Annotated in this window: 15 protein-coding genes; 4 read left to right on the forward strand and 11 right to left on the reverse strand. The window is 69.2% G+C overall.

Features of this window, described 5'->3' with window-relative positions:
- The first annotated feature begins 80 nt into the window (after nt 1-80).
- Complete coding sequence (locus AMA02S_RS00070) at nt 81-908, forward strand: IclR family transcriptional regulator (protein WP_067449676.1); 828 nt, start codon at nt 81-83, stop codon at nt 906-908.
- Entirely contained in the window at nt 898-1,698 is an 801-nt protein-coding gene (locus tag AMA02S_RS00075) for an IclR family transcriptional regulator (RefSeq protein ID WP_067449677.1), read from the forward strand. Before AMA02S_RS00070 ends, AMA02S_RS00075 begins: the two co-directional genes overlap by 11 nt.
- Before the next feature lie 75 nt (nt 1,699-1,773).
- Here the strand turns inward: AMA02S_RS00075 and AMA02S_RS00080 are convergent, their stop codons facing one another.
- The 9 genes from AMA02S_RS00080 to AMA02S_RS00120 all read right to left on the reverse strand — a co-directional run bounded on the left by AMA02S_RS00080 (nt 1,774) and on the right by AMA02S_RS00120 (nt 10,477).
- The gene (locus tag AMA02S_RS00080; RefSeq protein ID WP_067449678.1) at nt 1,774-2,955 is read right to left on the reverse strand and encodes an ABC transporter substrate-binding protein; all 1,182 of its coding nucleotides are present in this window, start codon (nt 2,953-2,955) and stop codon (nt 1,774-1,776) included.
- Between the two features lie 155 nt (nt 2,956-3,110).
- The gene (locus AMA02S_RS44575) at nt 3,111-3,512 is read right to left on the reverse strand and encodes a DUF899 family protein (protein ID WP_084264356.1); all 402 of its coding nucleotides are present in this window, start codon (nt 3,510-3,512) and stop codon (nt 3,111-3,113) included.
- A gap of 264 nt (nt 3,513-3,776) precedes the next feature.
- On the reverse strand, nt 3,777-4,094 hold the full coding sequence (locus AMA02S_RS00090; RefSeq protein ID WP_067449683.1) for an antibiotic biosynthesis monooxygenase family protein: 318 nt from the start codon (nt 4,092-4,094) through the stop codon (nt 3,777-3,779).
- 39 nt (nt 4,095-4,133) lie between these two features.
- Nucleotides 4,134-5,366 (reverse strand): MFS transporter, encoded by a 1,233-nt coding sequence (locus tag AMA02S_RS00095; RefSeq protein WP_067449685.1) that lies wholly within the window; start codon nt 5,364-5,366, stop codon nt 4,134-4,136.
- A gap of 33 nt (nt 5,367-5,399) precedes the next feature.
- Nucleotides 5,400-6,521 (reverse strand): transaldolase, encoded by a 1,122-nt coding sequence (gene tal / locus AMA02S_RS00100; RefSeq protein WP_067449687.1) that lies wholly within the window; start codon nt 6,519-6,521, stop codon nt 5,400-5,402.
- 22 nt (nt 6,522-6,543) lie between these two features.
- Nucleotides 6,544-7,368: a mycofactocin-coupled SDR family oxidoreductase gene (locus AMA02S_RS00105; protein ID WP_281181825.1), complete on the reverse strand. Its 825-nt coding sequence runs from the start codon at nt 7,366-7,368 to the stop codon at nt 6,544-6,546.
- 50 nt (nt 7,369-7,418) lie between these two features.
- Nucleotides 7,419-8,114: a ribulose-phosphate 3-epimerase gene (rpe, locus tag AMA02S_RS00110; protein WP_067449690.1), complete on the reverse strand. Its 696-nt coding sequence runs from the start codon at nt 8,112-8,114 to the stop codon at nt 7,419-7,421.
- Nucleotides 8,092-8,769: an HAD-IA family hydrolase gene (locus AMA02S_RS00115; protein WP_067449691.1), complete on the reverse strand. Its 678-nt coding sequence runs from the start codon at nt 8,767-8,769 to the stop codon at nt 8,092-8,094. The genes rpe and AMA02S_RS00115 overlap by 23 nt, the downstream gene beginning before the upstream one ends.
- A 757-nt stretch (nt 8,770-9,526) precedes the next feature.
- Nucleotides 9,527-10,477 (reverse strand): phosphotriesterase family protein, encoded by a 951-nt coding sequence (locus tag AMA02S_RS00120; RefSeq protein WP_084264357.1) that lies wholly within the window; start codon nt 10,475-10,477, stop codon nt 9,527-9,529.
- Nucleotides 10,478-10,513: 36 nt separating this feature from the next.
- On the opposite strand from AMA02S_RS00120, the gene AMA02S_RS00125 reads away from it, so the two are divergent.
- Both AMA02S_RS00125 and AMA02S_RS00130 read left to right on the forward strand, forming a co-directional pair.
- Complete coding sequence (locus AMA02S_RS00125) at nt 10,514-11,242, forward strand: cysteine hydrolase family protein (protein ID WP_067449693.1); 729 nt, start codon at nt 10,514-10,516, stop codon at nt 11,240-11,242.
- The gene (locus AMA02S_RS00130) at nt 11,239-11,967 is read left to right on the forward strand and encodes a cyclase family protein (RefSeq protein ID WP_067449698.1); all 729 of its coding nucleotides are present in this window, start codon (nt 11,239-11,241) and stop codon (nt 11,965-11,967) included. Before AMA02S_RS00125 ends, AMA02S_RS00130 begins: the two co-directional genes overlap by 4 nt.
- On the opposite strand, the gene AMA02S_RS00135 is transcribed toward AMA02S_RS00130, so the two are convergent.
- Nucleotides 11,964-12,716 carry a citryl-CoA lyase gene (locus AMA02S_RS00135; protein ID WP_067449700.1) on the reverse strand — a complete coding sequence of 251 codons (753 nt, stop codon included), beginning with the start codon at nt 12,714-12,716 and terminating at the stop codon, nt 11,964-11,966. The genes AMA02S_RS00130 and AMA02S_RS00135 overlap by 4 nt on opposite strands.
- Before the next feature lie 12 nt (nt 12,717-12,728).
- Nucleotides 12,729-14,057: an aminotransferase class III-fold pyridoxal phosphate-dependent enzyme gene (locus tag AMA02S_RS00140; protein WP_067449702.1), complete on the reverse strand. Its 1,329-nt coding sequence runs from the start codon at nt 14,055-14,057 to the stop codon at nt 12,729-12,731.
- Nucleotides 14,058-14,112 lie beyond the last annotated feature (55 nt).

The following is a 14,112-nucleotide window of genomic DNA, read 5'->3' on the forward strand; positions in this document are numbered from 1 at the left end:
GTGACGCCGCACACAGCCACCATGGAGCCACCGCACGAAGCCATCACAGCCACCACAGGAACGACCCTCCAGGAGAAGCGATGGCAGCAGCAGAGAACGGCAACCCCGGCAAGTCGGTGATCCACCGGGCCTTCGCCGTCCTCATGTCCTTCGACGTCGCCCACCGGTACCTGACGCTGTCTCAGCTGTCGCGCCGCAGCGGTCTTCCGGTGGCCACCACCTTCCGGCTGCTCAACCACCTTGAGGTGATCGATGTCGTCGAGCGCGACACGGCGGGGCGGTACAGCATCGGCCCCAGGGTCTGGGAGCTCGGCATCCTGGCCCCCACCCATGACGTGACCGGCAAGGGAACCCGTCCGCTGCTGGTCCGGCTGGCGGCCAGGACCGGCATGATGGTGCGGGTCTTCGCCTACAAGAGCCACAGTGCGCTGTGCCTGGAGGAGGTCCTGGCCAACGGCGCCAGCTCCTCCGGCGGTGGGCCGGGGCTGGCCCTGCCCCTGGCCGACTCGGCCGCCGGCCGGGTCCTCCTGGTCCGCATGGCACCCGCGGCCAGGAAGTCGCTGCCGTTGACCCGGGTGCAGTTCGACCAGGTGGAGGAGGGCATAGCCGCTTACGGGCGACAGGGCTGGGTCCGGTTTGTCCGCTCCGATGGACAGGCCGAATACGCCGTCGCCATCGACGCCGAGGGCCGCCCGCCCATGGCGCTCTCCGTCAGTCAACCGCCGACCCGGGCGGCGGGGGCCAAGGCCGATCCCTTGCCGGCCGCCGCCGTCAAGAGCCTGGTATCCGAGCTCCAAAGCGTGGCCCATGCCCTCGCCACCGCTCTGGCCAGACCTGTCGATCCTCCGGGACACGCGAGCCCACCACCGTACGACAGCGAGGAGAACACCGTCGACCATGAGCAGTGAGCCGTCCAAGAGCCCCCCGAAGTCTGTCACCGCCAGGGCACTCGCCGTGCTGGCGGCGTTCGACGTCGAGCATCCACTGCTCACGCTCAGCCAGCTCGCCCGGCGCTCGGGACTGCCAGTGGCCACCGTGTACCGGCTCGCCGGCGAGTTGGAGGACGGCGGCTTCCTCGACCGAAACAGCTCCGGCCGGTACGGGCTCGGCGTACGGCTGTGGGAGATGGGCGTGCTCACGCCCATCCACGGCCGGCTGCGCGAGACGGCCCTGCCCTTCCTGCTCAACCTCCAATACGACTGCCGGGAGACCGTGCAGCTCGCCGTCTGCGACGGCGCGGCCGCCATCTACATCGAGAAGCTCACCTCCGAGATGTCCGTCCCCGTGGAGAGCCGCATCGGCGCCCGGATCCCCCTCCACGCGACCGGCATCGGCAAGGCGCTGCTGGCGTTCAGGCCCGAGGCCTTCACGGAGGTGATCCTGGCCATGCCCCTGAAGCGGTTCTCACCGGAGACCATCACGGACCGCCGGGTGCTGACCCGCCAGCTCGCGCAAATCAGGCAGCAGGGTTACGCCCAGAGCCACCAGGAGTACCGCCTGGGCTCCACCTCCATCGCCGCGCCAGTCCTGGTCGGCGGGACCGTCAAGGCCGCCATCGGCATCATCAGCTACTCGCTGCGCGAGGATCTGGACCAGTTCGCGCCCGCCTTGCTGCACGCCGCGAAGGGCCTGGCCAAGCGGCTGGCGGAGACAGAGGGCACTGCCTACCCGAGCCTGAGCGGCCTGGACCAAGAGTGACCGCCGCCCGGACGCCCGGACGCCCGACAACGATCGCGAAGCACCTGGTGGCGGACTACGGTGATCGCCGCCTTCTCAGGTGTTGGGCAGCTTGACCCATTCCGGCGTCAACACCGTCCAGTCTCCCTTCCCGTCCGGCTTGACGAACTTGGCGGAGAGGTTGGAGGCGTGGCTGTTCCCGGTCCCGAACGTGAACGGCATCCCGGTCATGGTCGAGTCCAGTGGCTTGAGGTTCTTCACGGCCCTGGTGACGCTCTCGCGGGTGATGTCGCCCTTGATCGAGCGCAGCACCGTGACCAGGTGCTGGGCGGCGAGGTAGCCGCCCTGCGCGAAGGCGCTGAGCGGCACGCCGTGGCGTGTCATGGTGTCCCGCCAGTCCCTATTGGCGGCCGACCGGGTGTCGCTGTAGGGCTCGAACTCCGACAGCGCCACGACGTTTCTGCCCGCCGAGCCCAGCGCCTTCGCGGCCTCCGCGGTGTAGATGGGGGCGAGGAACAGCCACCTGATGTTGGTGATGTTCTGGGCCTGCGCGGCCTTGAACCAGCCGATGGACATCGGTTCCAGGCCGCTGAACAGCACGGCCTGGCAGCCGGCGCCGCGGGCCCGCAGGACGTAGGGGGTGTAGTCGGTGGTGGACGTCGTCAGGCTCATGTCGTTGACGACGAGCCGCTTGCCGGTGATTGTGGACCAGCGGTCCACTCCGTCGCGGAAGCCGGTTGCCATCCCTGCGGCGGCGATCGTGAAGAACGCGCAGATCTTGGTGTACTTCAGCTTCTCGGAGGCGTAGTAGAGGGTCACGGTCGAGCCGAAGAACGGGCCGGTGTTGACCGGCGAGATGCTCGCCGAGGTGAAGCAGCCGGCGTCCACGCCGATGCCCCGTACGTCGGTGATGTTGCTGCGCTGGTAGAACGGTCCATTGACCTGGCAGTCGACGAGGCTGGCGCCGCCCGCGAGGGCCACGGCCTTCTTGCTCTGGATGATGTCGCGGGCGGCGAGCGTGGCGGCGGCCAGGTCGCCCTTGTCGTCGGCCGTGGTGTAGACGATCTTTCGGCCGTTGATGCCGCCTTTGGCGTTGACCTCGTCGAAGACGGCACGGGCGGCCTGGGGGGCTTCGGAGAAGGTGACAGGACCGCTGAGGGTCGACACCGCTCCAATGTTGATCGGACCGGAGCCGGAGTCGGACCCGAGGCTGTCGTCGGCGCACGCCGTCATGGGAAGGACCAGAGCGACGACAGCGAGAATGCGTGTGATTCGCATGTCAGAGACCTTCGGTGCTGGAGGCGATCCCGCGTCGAAAACGGTCACAGCGATGAGAGCGTTCGGGAGGCCATGGGGGGCGGTTCGGCGAGGGTAGCACCTGGCACAGTGACATCGGAGGCTATTCGAGGTTCGAGCTTGCTTTTCTATTCCCCTCAGCCAGCGAAGCGCCCCCGATCGTCCCTGGCATCGGCGCCGCGGTGACAGCCGGGGCGGAGCTGCTCGGGTTCGTCGTCGCCGCGGCCGGAGGGGAGAAGGTCGAAGACGTTCCACAGGGGTGACAGGAGGTCCATGCCCCGGTTGGCGCCGTCCGGGAACTCGGCGCATTGCAGGTAAGTGTGGTGCACCTGCCGTCCGTCGCGGGTGAAGACGCTGAAGCAGGGGGAACTGCCCGCCGCGCGAACCCTCGGTGCCGAGGTCGGTCGTGAAGGCCGTCCCGTACGCCGAGACCAGCCGCAGCCCCTCCCAGCCGCGCTGCCGACCCCACGCGCGAAGCTTCTCGATGGGCGCCTTGGCGATGATGGTTGTTTCCCGGACGCGCTGGGCAGCCACTTCACTCACGCAGCCTGGCCGACCAGGTCAGGAACCTAGGCATCCCCGGAGCCGCAGGTCGCGCTGCCGCGCTGCGCCAACTCGTTCTTCAGCACCCGCACCCGTCATCGCCCGAGCACTGTAGGTCATCTTCAGGCCGCGCTGCACGTAGCTCACCTTCCAGGCCCGCATCGGCCTGGGCACCGGGCCTGTGTCAACGTCGGGCGAATGTGAGGAAGCGCTGGCGAAGGAAGTTCGTCGAAGAACAGTTCTCTGTACGTACTGTCCCGTCAGGCTTGGGGGTCGGTGGTGGTCTCGACCGGCGTGGAGTCGAAGTGCCGAAGCTCGGGTTCCCGTGCGAAGAACTTCTCCACCACCTCGGCGAACGCCGGTGCCTGGGGGCTGATCGGGAAACGCTCGACGTGGTGGGCGAGCGATTCCCAGCCGATCCGCAACAGGTAGGCGCCGGACCTTTCGACGTCGCGGAACAGCTCCACAGAGTGGCACCCGTCCGCGGCCGCGAGGATCGACCGGCCGGACAGCAGCTCGCGTTCGAACCGGTGCTCTTGGCCTGCTTTGATCCACAGGTAGGCGTGCTCGTAGATCATGGTTCCCCTTCACGTCGAGAGTTGTCGTCGGGAGCGATGTCAACGCGCGCTGCGGACCTTGCTCACGACCAAGATGCCGCTGAGCGCGCACAGCGCGGTGAACATGTAGAGCGCGGTGTAGTTCTGCCCGCTGCCGATCGCCAGCAGCAGCGGTGCGAAGGCGGGGCCGATGGACTGCGGGAGGACGTTGGCGATGTTGATGACACCCAGGTCCTTGGCGGTGTCGTCCGGGGCGGGCAGCACCGAGGCGCACAGGGCCACGTCCACGGAGAAGTACAGCCCGGTGGCCAGTCCCTGCACGGCCTGGGCCACGATCACCCTGGTCAGGCTGTCCGCGGTGGCCAGCAGGACCATGCCGACGGCCATGACCACCGCGGCGGCTACGACGAACGGCTTGCGCCGTCCCACTCGGTCCGAGAGGCGACCGCACAACGAGGACGTCAGCGAGCTGGTGCTGTACTCGACGAGCATGAGCAGCGCCAGCACGCCGGCCAGCGCGTGCGGGCTGATGCCGATCCGGTCTCCGAGGTAGAAGGCCAGGTAGGACACCGGCGTGAACAGGGCCAGGAACAGGACGAATCGGGTCAGCCACATCCACCCGAACGTCGGGTGCTCGCGCGGGTCGGTCCAGAACGTGTCCCGAAACGCCTTCGCGGTCAGCGGGGGCAACCGCTTCGCCACTCGGCGGTCGGGCAGTGTGACGGCGAAGATCAGTACCAGGACGGTCGCGGCGAGGCACGGCACCAGGAACCGGATCACCGCGTCGCCGAACAGCGCCGCCGACGCCGCTCCCAGCGGCACCGCGATGAGCTGGCTGAAGCCCACCGCACCTGACACGGTTCCCCTGCGGTCGGCGGGCACCTGGTCCGGGACCGTGGCGCTCAGCGCCGACAGCGTGGCGTTGAAGGACATCTGCGCCAGGCACCAGCCGATCGCGATGGCGGGCACGGCGGGGGCGAGCGCGATGAGCATCAGCCCCGCCGAGCCGCCCAGCACCCCGCCGACCAGCCACGGCCGACGGCGACCGAACCGCGATGTCGTCCGGTCGGAGAGCCTGCCGAACAACGGGTTGGCGACCACCGCCACCAACGCGCCCAGGGCGACGATCAGCGCGAGGCTGCGCTCCTTGCCCGCAGGATCGACCTCGGCGACGCGGAGGGGCACGGTGACCAGCGCCGAGGCCAGCAAGGCGGTGTAGAGCCCCAGGTAGGCCAAGGAGATGCGGAAGGTGAAACCGCGTGGCATCGTGGCGGGAACGGTCGACGTCGTCATCACCGTGCCTCCTCTGCAGGACGTGCGGTCAGCTCAGGAGGCGACCGGCGCGCGAAGGTCTGCCAGCCGCTTCGCCACCACGTCGAGGAGGTCCGCCCAGGACTCCTCGAACTTGGCCACGCCCTGCTCCTCCAGCAGTTGGACGACCTCGTCGTAGTCGATTCCGTGGGTGGTGAGAGCGTCGAGGTCCGCTCGTGCTTCGGCGTAGCGACCGCGCACCTGGTCGCCGCCGACGGCCCCGTGGTGCGCCACCGCCTCCAGCGTGGCCTCCGGGATCGTGTTGACCGTGCCCGGCGCCACCAGGCCGTCGACGTAGCAGGTGTCCGGGTAAGCCGGGTCCTTCGTGCTGGTCGAGGTCCACAGTGGTCGTTGCGGGCGAGCGCCATCCGCGGCGAGGGAGTCCCATCGAGGACCGGTGAAGAACTCCTCGTAGATCTGGTAGGCCAGTCTGGCGTTCGCCATGCCCGCCCGGCCGGCCAGCGCCGCCGCCGCCGGACCCCGCGCACGCAACCGCCGGTCCACCTCGGTGTCCACCCGTGATACGAAGAACGAGCCCACGGACTCGATGGCGGACAGGTCCGCACCGGACCGGCGCGCCGACTCCAGCCCGGACAGGTAGGCGTCCAGCACCGCCCGGTAGCGGTCCAGCGAGAAGATCAGCGTCACGTTCACGCTCACCCCACCGCCGATCACCGCGCTGATCGCGGGCAGGCCCGCGATCGTCGCCGGGATCTTGACCATCAGGTTGGGCCGGTCGACCAACCACCACAGATGCCTCGCCTCGGCGATGGTCGCCGCGGTGTGGTGGGCCAGCCTCGGGTCCACCTCGATGGAGATCCGGCCATCGCGGCCACCGGTGTTCTCGTGCACCGGGCGCAGCACGTCCGCCGCCTCGCGCACGTCGGCGGTGGTGAGCATGCGGACCGCCTCGTCCGGGTCCACGCCGCGATCGGCGAGCTCCCGCAACTGCTCGTCGTAGGCGCCGGCCGCGCCCGCGATGGCGTTGCGGAAGATGGTCGGGTTGGTGGTCACGCCGACCACCCGCTCCGACGCCACCAGCCGCGACAGACCACCACCGGTCAGCCGCTCGCGGCTCAGGTCGTCCAGCCAGATCGACACGCCTTCGGCGGCCAACCGCTTGAGCACATCGGACATCGCTTCCCCCTCTCGGCTCCGGTCACGCCTTGACGGCGGCGCCGGCGTCGACCGGCACCGTCGCCCCGGTGATGAACCGCGACTCGTCCGAGGCCAGCCACAGCACCGCGCTGGACACGTCCGCGGAGTCCACCCAGGGCACCGGGATGGCGTTGAGCTTGGCGGCTTCCGCGGCGAACTGCTCGCGCGTCGGGTTCTCCACGTCCGGCAACAACAACCGGCGCCCGGTCTCGTTCTGCACCATGTCGGTGTCGACGTTGCCGGGATGCACGCTGTTGACCCGGATGTGGTGCGGCGCGAGCTCGTTGGCCAGGGACCGCATCAGGCCGACCAGACCGTGCTTGGACGCCGCGTAGTGCGACATGTTCGGCCGCCCCAGCAGACCCGCCACGGAGTTGGTGAAGATGATCGAGCCACCTCGGCCGGCCTCGATCATGTGCGGCACGACCGCCACGACGGTCAACCACGCCCCGGTGAGGTTCACGTCGATCATGTCCCGCCACTGCCGCTCGGACAGTTCCCAGGACAGGCCCAGCGACCCGATGCCGGCGTTGACCAGCACCACGTCGATGTGGCCGAACGACTCCAGCGCGGCCTCGACGGCGGCCTTCAACTGGGGCAGCAGGCGCACGTCCGCAGAACGGGCCACCATCTCGCCGCCCTGGGCCTCGACCAGTCGCCTGGTCTCCTGGAGGTCCTCCGAGGTGGCCAGGGTGTAGTGCGTGGTCCCCACCTCCTCGCAGATGTCCACTCCGACGATCTTCGCGCCCTCGGCGGACAGCCGCACGGCGTGCGAGCGGCCCTGCCCGCGCGCGGCTCCGGTGATGAAGACGACCTTGCCGTCCATCCGTCCCATCTGAATCCCTTCGTCGCTCGTCCTGGTGCGGTCCCGACCGGTCAGCACCGGCCTGTCACCGATCTGGTCGCCTCGGCCCGTGCCCGCAGGTCCCGCACGACCGCAGCGGGGTCCTCGCCCTGGAACACCGCCGACCCGGCGACGAACACGTCCGCGCCGGCCTCCGCGCACCGCTCGATCGTCTCGGCGTTGATCCCGCCGTCGACCTGCAACCACAGCGGCACCTCCCGCCCGAACGCGCGGTTGCGGTCGATCGCCCGCCGGGCCCGCTCGATCTTGGGCAGGACCGCGTCCAGGAAGCGCTGCCCCCCGAACCCCGGTTCGATGGTCATGACGAGCAACGTGTCGACCTCCGCGAGCAGGTCCTCGTACGGCTCGACCGGCGTGGCCGGGTTGAGGGCGAGCCCGGCTCGTCCGCCCGCCGCCCGAATGGCCCGCAGCGTGCGGACGGGCGCCTTGACCGCTTCCGCGTGGATGGTGACGTTGTGCGCGCCGACCTCGGCAAAACGCGGGGCCCACCGGTCGGGGTCGGCGATGCCCAGGTGGCAGTCGAGGGGCAAGCGAACGTTCTTGACCAGCGACTCCACCACCGGCAGGCCCACGGTGAGGTTGGGCACGAAGTTGTTGTCCATCACGTCGACGTGGAGCAGGTCCGCGTCGTCGGCGATGAGCGCGGCCTCCTCCGCTAACCGCGAGAAATCCGCGGCCAGGATGCTAGGCGAGATGCTGACCGTCACGGGCCACCTCCATCAGTCGCACCAGCGCACCGTCCTCGACCAACTCGAACGGGATCGCGCCGACGTTGTCGTAAACCGCGCGCGCCGCGGACAGCGACGCGTCGTCGTGCCGGAAACGGATGCCGATCGACGTGCACCCAGCCGCGTTGGCGGCCTCGATGCCGATCGGCGAGTCGTCCACCGCGACGGTCTCCGCCGGCGCGTGGCCGAGGCGTCGCGCGGCCAGCAGAAACCCCTCGGGCGCGGGCTTGGGCAACCGCACGTCGTCCGCGCTCACCAGGACCCGCGGCAAGGGGAGTTCGGCCGCCCGCAGGCGGGCCACCGCGACCTCGGCGTCGTTGGACGTCACGATCGCCCACTGGTCCGGTCCGAGCGACTCCAGCAGTTCCCGCGCCCCCGGCAACGCCACGGTCTGCCCCGTGTAGCCGCGTTCCTCGATGCGGACCCGCTCCGCGTGCTCGGCGATCTCGTGTTCGGTCAGGTGCGGCAGTAGTGCCCGTACGATGTCCGCGCGCTTGCGGCCGTAATGATGTGCCAGGTCGAACGATTCGCCCACACCGACCGATAGCGCCCAGTCCGACCAGCACTGGTCCGCGTCCAGGTATGAATCGACAAGTGTGCCGTCCAGGTCGAGCAGGACAGCGCTGTAGAACATGCTCAAAAGCTCCTCCTCAGCTTCTTCGGGTTGTTTTTCGTCCGCAGGTTGCGGTGTTCTGTCGCTGATTCCCAGCCCGGTCGTCCGGGCTCGGCGGCGGCGACGAGTGCGGTGGCCACCGGCCCCCGACCCGGGGTGTTCATCGGTCCGAGGGGCCGGCTTCCGAGTGTTCAGCGGAGGCGGCCCCTATTTCTCCTGGGTCCAACCCGGGCGTTCCGCGACCCCGAGGGCGGCGCCCAGCCGCGCCATGCGCAACGCAGGGCGGTAGTCGGCGGTTTGGCGGGGACGCACTGGTACAGGCACGGCATCCCACCCACCAGGTCAGACCATGTGGCGAAGCGGTCCCCGGCCTCGCGATCCTCACCGCGGAACATCGAGGTGATCATGCGAGCCCACCCCTTCCACCACGGCAACCGGCAGCAGGTCCGGCCGCAGCCGCCCGGCCCGTGCACCACGCGTTGAACTCGTTGAGGATGTCGCCGTCGCCGGGTGGCAGTCTGCGGCTCATGGCCAGGTCTCCAGTTCGGTGGGGGAGGTCAGCGGGTGGTCCTCGTGAAGCGTCCCCTTGCTTACGATCTGTAGTCACTCAATTGCAGCAGGTTAGGGACGGGAGGAGTATCGAGGAAAACCCGTACATCAGAGCGCGGCCCAGCCACGGTGAGATGTTGTGGAGTCCGGGTGGAGGGGGGCCGTCGGACGCGGGGAGCCGGACAGACCGCCCTCAGCCGCGCGTGGAGCTCCGGCCCCAGCTCCATGACTATCTCGTGAGCGCACGCCTCGGATTGTCGACGGTGATCACCCGGAACTCCTCGTCGGAGAGGCCGGCGGCCCGGAGGTGACCCGCGAAGTCGGTGAACAGGAAGCTGTAGCCGCCACCGCCGTAGGCGCGTAGGTGGCTCTTGAGGCAGACGTCGTGTGAGAGCAGCACCTGGTCGAGCCGTCCGTCCCGCACGATGTTCATCACGTACCGGACCGCTCGCTCGATGTCGTACGGCGCCGTCGGCCGGATTCCGTCGAACTGGACGAAGGCACCGCGGCGTGCCATGTCCAGGTGATACTCCTCATCGAAGACCCGGTCGCAGTGCCCAATGATCACTCGCCGCGGATCGACACCCTCCTCCTGGAGCAGGTCGAGCTGTTGCCTCCCGACCGGCCAACGCGCCGCGTGGGTGGTGATCACCAGCCCCGTGCGCCGATGGGCACGCGCGGCGGCACGGAACGAACGCTCCTCCGCCGCGCTGACGTGCCGGTCGCAGCCGATCTCGCCGATGACGCCCGCCCGGACGCCGGTTCCGTCGATGCCCTCCTCTATCTCGGCCACCAGCAGCTCGGCGATCCGATCGACCGAAGTGCGGTCGAACCAGTCCCGGTCGAGATACGGGTGCCGGTAGAACCCCGTTCCGACGACGATGTTCAGCCCCGTCGCGACGGCCGTGTCGCGCACCGCGCCCACGTCCCTGCCGAGACCGATCGTGGTGCAGTCGACCAGGGTCCGTCCGCCCAGCCCGACGAACTCGCCGAGTTCCAGCTCCATCAGGCGACGGTCGTTGAGAAGCCCATCGGCACGCGCCTCCTGGAGCATGTCGACGTAGATGTGCTCGTGCGGGAGTGTCAGGCCGAGCCGCTCCTCGGCGACCGGGCCGAGCACCGTCATCACGTCCGCCATGTACCCGGCCCCTTCATCGTTGACCTTCTTACCATACTGCATATAGATTCGGATATAAGTCCGATCTGAGGAGGCGCAGTGCCCCAAGAACCCCGGCTTCCCGAACTGAGCTTCGACCTTCACCCCCGCCTGTCCGCGCTCCTCATCATCGACCTGCAGTACTTCGACGCACACCCGGACTGGGGACTCGGTCCCGCGATCAAGGGCGGCGCCAGCACGGACGCCGGTGCGTACTACTTCGGCCGCATCGACTCCCTGGTCGTCCCGCAGGTGCGCCATCTGGCATCGGCGTTCCGGGAATGTGGCGGCAGGGTCGTCCACGTGGTCACCGGCCCGCTGACCCAGGACGGCGCCGATCTGCTCCCGCGCACCCGAGCACGCCGCGAGGAGATGGCCAAGCGGTTCCCGATCACCGGCGAACCGCCCGGCATCTACCCCGAAGGCAGCATCGAGCGCGCGGAGCTGCCCGCGGTCGCGCCCGTGGCCGGCGACATCGTGGTCAACAAGCTGACCACCAGCGCGTTCAACTCCAGCAGCATCGACCAGGTGCTGCGGATGATCGGCATCAAGACCGTCGTGTTCACCGGGGTCGCGACCAACAACTGCGTCGAGTCGACCTTGCGCGACGCCTCGGATCGCGCCTACGACTGCATTCTGGTGGACGACGCCTGCGCCGCTTTCGACCGGGAGTCGCACGAAGCGTCCCTTCGCAACGTGCGGCGTCTCTTCGGGCGCGTCGAGTCCACTGCTCACGTGCTCGGCCGGCTGGGGGTCTGGGAAGCGGATCTCAGTGGAGCGCCGGCATGAGCGGGGAGAGCCAGGCCGAGGCGCCGTTCCAGGACATCAGTCTCCCGGTCGGTACCGGGTACGTACATCCCTCGATGCGGGGACTCGCGGCCGATCCGGGATTCCGGATCGAGATCCTGCGCCGGCATGCCGACACGGACGGCGACGGCCAGGTGATCCGGGCGATCTCGGCGCGACTGCACGTCGGCACGCATGTGGATGCGCCGGAGCACTACGTGCCTGGAGGCTCCCAGGTCATGGACGTTCCGCTCGAGAAATATGTGGGGCCGGCGGTGGTGGCCTTCCTTGGCGATCTCGAACCCGGACAGCCGATCGACGTTCGCCTGCTGCGGCGCGCCCTCGGGGGTCGCGTGGGTCCGGGCTCGCGGCTGCTGCTGAAGAGCATGTGGAACGCGCGTTTCGGGCAGCCGGGCTGGCGGGAGGACTCGCCGTACCTCACCGTCGACGCCGTCGACCACCTCTGCGGACTGGCACCGGCGCTGATCGGGTTCGACTTCTCGCACGCGAAGGACGCACCGGACAGCCCGCGCCGCTACTACCTCAGCCACACGCTCTGCACAGCGGGCGTCGTGGTGCTCGCGGGCCTCCGCCTGGATCAGGTGTCCGCAGGCAGCGGACTGCTGATCGCGGCACCCATCGCGATCCACGGGGTCGAGGCGGCACCCGTCCGGGCCCTGTTCCGGCCGGACGCGCCCCCCGTCTTGGATCGGCCTACGACCCGTTAGCGCGGTGGACCCGTCTGCGCCGCCGCCAGCACCTCGGCGATCGGAACGCCGTCGGGGTCCAGGAGCCGGCCGACGAGACCGACCGTGCGCGATATCAGTCCGAGGCCCCGGCCCGCCTGCCACGGCAGGCCCACCTCGTTCACCAGGGCGCCGAGCGCGCCGGTGACGTTGACGATCAGCGGCCGCCCGTGTCGCCGGCTCGCCGACTCCGACAGCATGCGAACGAGATCGACACACCGGCCGTCGAGATCGTTCTCCCGGGCGATGGCGAAAAGGCGCTCGGTCCGGGGGTCGAGCGACTTGTAGAACCGATGCCCGATGCCCGGCAGGATCCGCCCTTCGGCCGCTGCCTCCTCCACCGCGGCCTCGGCGATGTCCTCAAGCGAGGCGTCGGCCGGGGCGTCCCGCAGCAGATCGCCCAGGAGACGCGCGGCACTCTCGATCGACCCGACCAGGCGGTCGCCGACCCCGAGCAGGCCGGCGGCGACGGCGCCCTGCAGCGCGTTCGGAGCCCCGAAGGCGGTCAGCTTGCTCGCCAGTACCGACGGGGTCATGCCGTGGTCGATCAGCGCCACCAGCATCGCGTCGAAGACCGCGGCCTGTTCGGCGGTCGGCAGTCGCCCGGCGAGATGCAGGTAGGTGACGTCCGACAGGGGGCGCACTCCCATCAGTTCGTCGACCAGGCTGTGCCCTCGCATCACCAGGTCGCCGGCCGGCGGGGACCCGGTCTTCGAGCCGTCCGTGGTCATCTGCCCGGCCGCTCAGGCCCCGACGGCACGGTCGGTGATCTCGAAGGCCGCGTCAAGGATGGCGAAGCCCTCCTCCAGCTGCGCTTCGGTGACGCACAGGGCCGGGTTGGTGTGCACCATGTGATTCGCGACCATGGTGAACAGGCCGTGCTCGCGGAGATGGCCCGCCAGCGCGCGCATCTCGTCCGACGTCCCGTTGTACGGGGCCATCGGCGTGAACGGGTCGCGGCTGCGCACCACCTCGATCGTGCCGAACAGGCCCAGGTTCCGGACCGCGCCAACGGACGGGTGCTTGTCGTAGAGGCGTTCGTGATGCGCTCGCATCACCTTGCCCATCCGGGCGGCGTTCTCGATGAGCCCGTCCTCCTCGTAGACCCCGATCGTCGCCACGGCCGCGGCGCAGCTCACCGCATGGCTGTTGTAGGTCAGCCCACCGGAGTACGGCCTGTCATCGAACGCCGCGGCCACGTGCCGCCGCATCGCCACGGCGCCGAGCGGGAGGTAGGAACTGGTCAGCCCCTTGGCCATCGTCATCAGATCGGGGACGGTGTCCCAGTGGTCCACGGCGAACCATCGCCCCGTCCGGCCGAACCCCGCCATCACCTCATCCGCGACCATCAGCAGGTCATAGCGGTCGCAGATCTCGCGCACGCCCTGGATGTAGCCGTCGGGCGGGATCAGGATGCCGTTGCCGCCGACCACGGTCTCCAGGAACACCGCGGCGATCGTGTGCGGGCCTTCGTAGCGGATCACGTCCTCGAGCCCCTGAAGGCTTTCCTCGACCGGACGTGGGTCCTTCTCACCCCAGCGGTGCGTGTCCGGGTACCGGACGACGCCGCCACCGCCGCCCGCCTCGTTCCCCCAGCGTCGTGGGTCGCCGGTGAGCGACAACGCGCCCATCGTCGCCCCGTGGTAAGTCCGGTAGCGGGCCAGGATCTTGTACCGGCCGGTGTACTGGCGGGCCAGCTTGATCGCGTTCTCCACCGCCTCGGCGCCGCCCAGGGTGAAGAACACCTTGTCCAGGTCACCGGGCATGATCTCGGCCAGCTTCCGGCCGAGGCGCGCTCGCGGCTCGGTCACGAACCCGGGCTGGACGAAGCCGAGCTTCGCGGCCTGCTCCCCGATGGCCTCGGCCACCCGCCGGTCGCCGTACCCGATGTTCACCGACATCAGCTGGCTGTTGAAGTCGAGGATCCGGTCGCCGTCGACCGTGTAGAGGTACACGCCTTCACCGCGGTCGATGGCGAGCGGATCGACGCTCTGCTGGGCGACCCAGGGAAAGAACGTGTGCTCCTTCGACAGCGCGATGATTTCTGCGGCTGTGAGCTTCCCTGACTGCATCCCGCACCTCGCGTTCGGTTCGTCCGATGGTACGACGCCCGCTGCGCCAGTGCCA

Source organism: Actinomadura macra NBRC 14102 (genome assembly GCF_001552215.1).
Classification (GTDB): domain Bacteria; phylum Actinomycetota; class Actinomycetes; order Streptosporangiales; family Streptosporangiaceae; genus Spirillospora; species Spirillospora macra.

Coding starts and splice junctions, on each gene's coding strand:
- AMA02S_RS00070 (WP_067449676.1), top strand. CDS start 81: ATGGCAGCAGCAGAGAACGGCAACCCCGGCAAGTCGGTGATCCACCGG.
- AMA02S_RS00075 (WP_067449677.1), top strand. CDS start 898: ATGAGCAGTGAGCCGTCCAAGAGCCCCCCGAAGTCTGTCACCGCCAGG.
- AMA02S_RS00080 (WP_067449678.1), bottom strand. CDS start 2,955: ATGCGAATCACACGCATTCTCGCTGTCGTCGCTCTGGTCCTTCCCATG.
- AMA02S_RS00090 (WP_067449683.1), bottom strand. CDS start 4,094: ATGATCTACGAGCACGCCTACCTGTGGATCAAAGCAGGCCAAGAGCAC.
- AMA02S_RS00095 (WP_067449685.1), bottom strand. CDS start 5,366: ATGACGACGTCGACCGTTCCCGCCACGATGCCACGCGGTTTCACCTTC.
- tal (WP_067449687.1), bottom strand. CDS start 6,521: ATGTCCGATGTGCTCAAGCGGTTGGCCGCCGAAGGCGTGTCGATCTGG.
- AMA02S_RS00105 (WP_281181825.1), bottom strand. CDS start 7,368: ATGGACGGCAAGGTCGTCTTCATCACCGGAGCCGCGCGCGGGCAGGGC.
- AMA02S_RS00115 (WP_067449691.1), bottom strand. CDS start 8,769: ATGTTCTACAGCGCTGTCCTGCTCGACCTGGACGGCACACTTGTCGAT.
- AMA02S_RS00120 (WP_084264357.1), bottom strand. CDS start 10,477: ATGCAGTATGGTAAGAAGGTCAACGATGAAGGGGCCGGGTACATGGCG.
- AMA02S_RS00130 (WP_067449698.1), top strand. CDS start 11,239: ATGAGCGGGGAGAGCCAGGCCGAGGCGCCGTTCCAGGACATCAGTCTC.
- AMA02S_RS00135 (WP_067449700.1), bottom strand. CDS start 12,716: ATGACCACGGACGGCTCGAAGACCGGGTCCCCGCCGGCCGGCGACCTG.
- AMA02S_RS00140 (WP_067449702.1), bottom strand. CDS start 14,057: ATGCAGTCAGGGAAGCTCACAGCCGCAGAAATCATCGCGCTGTCGAAG.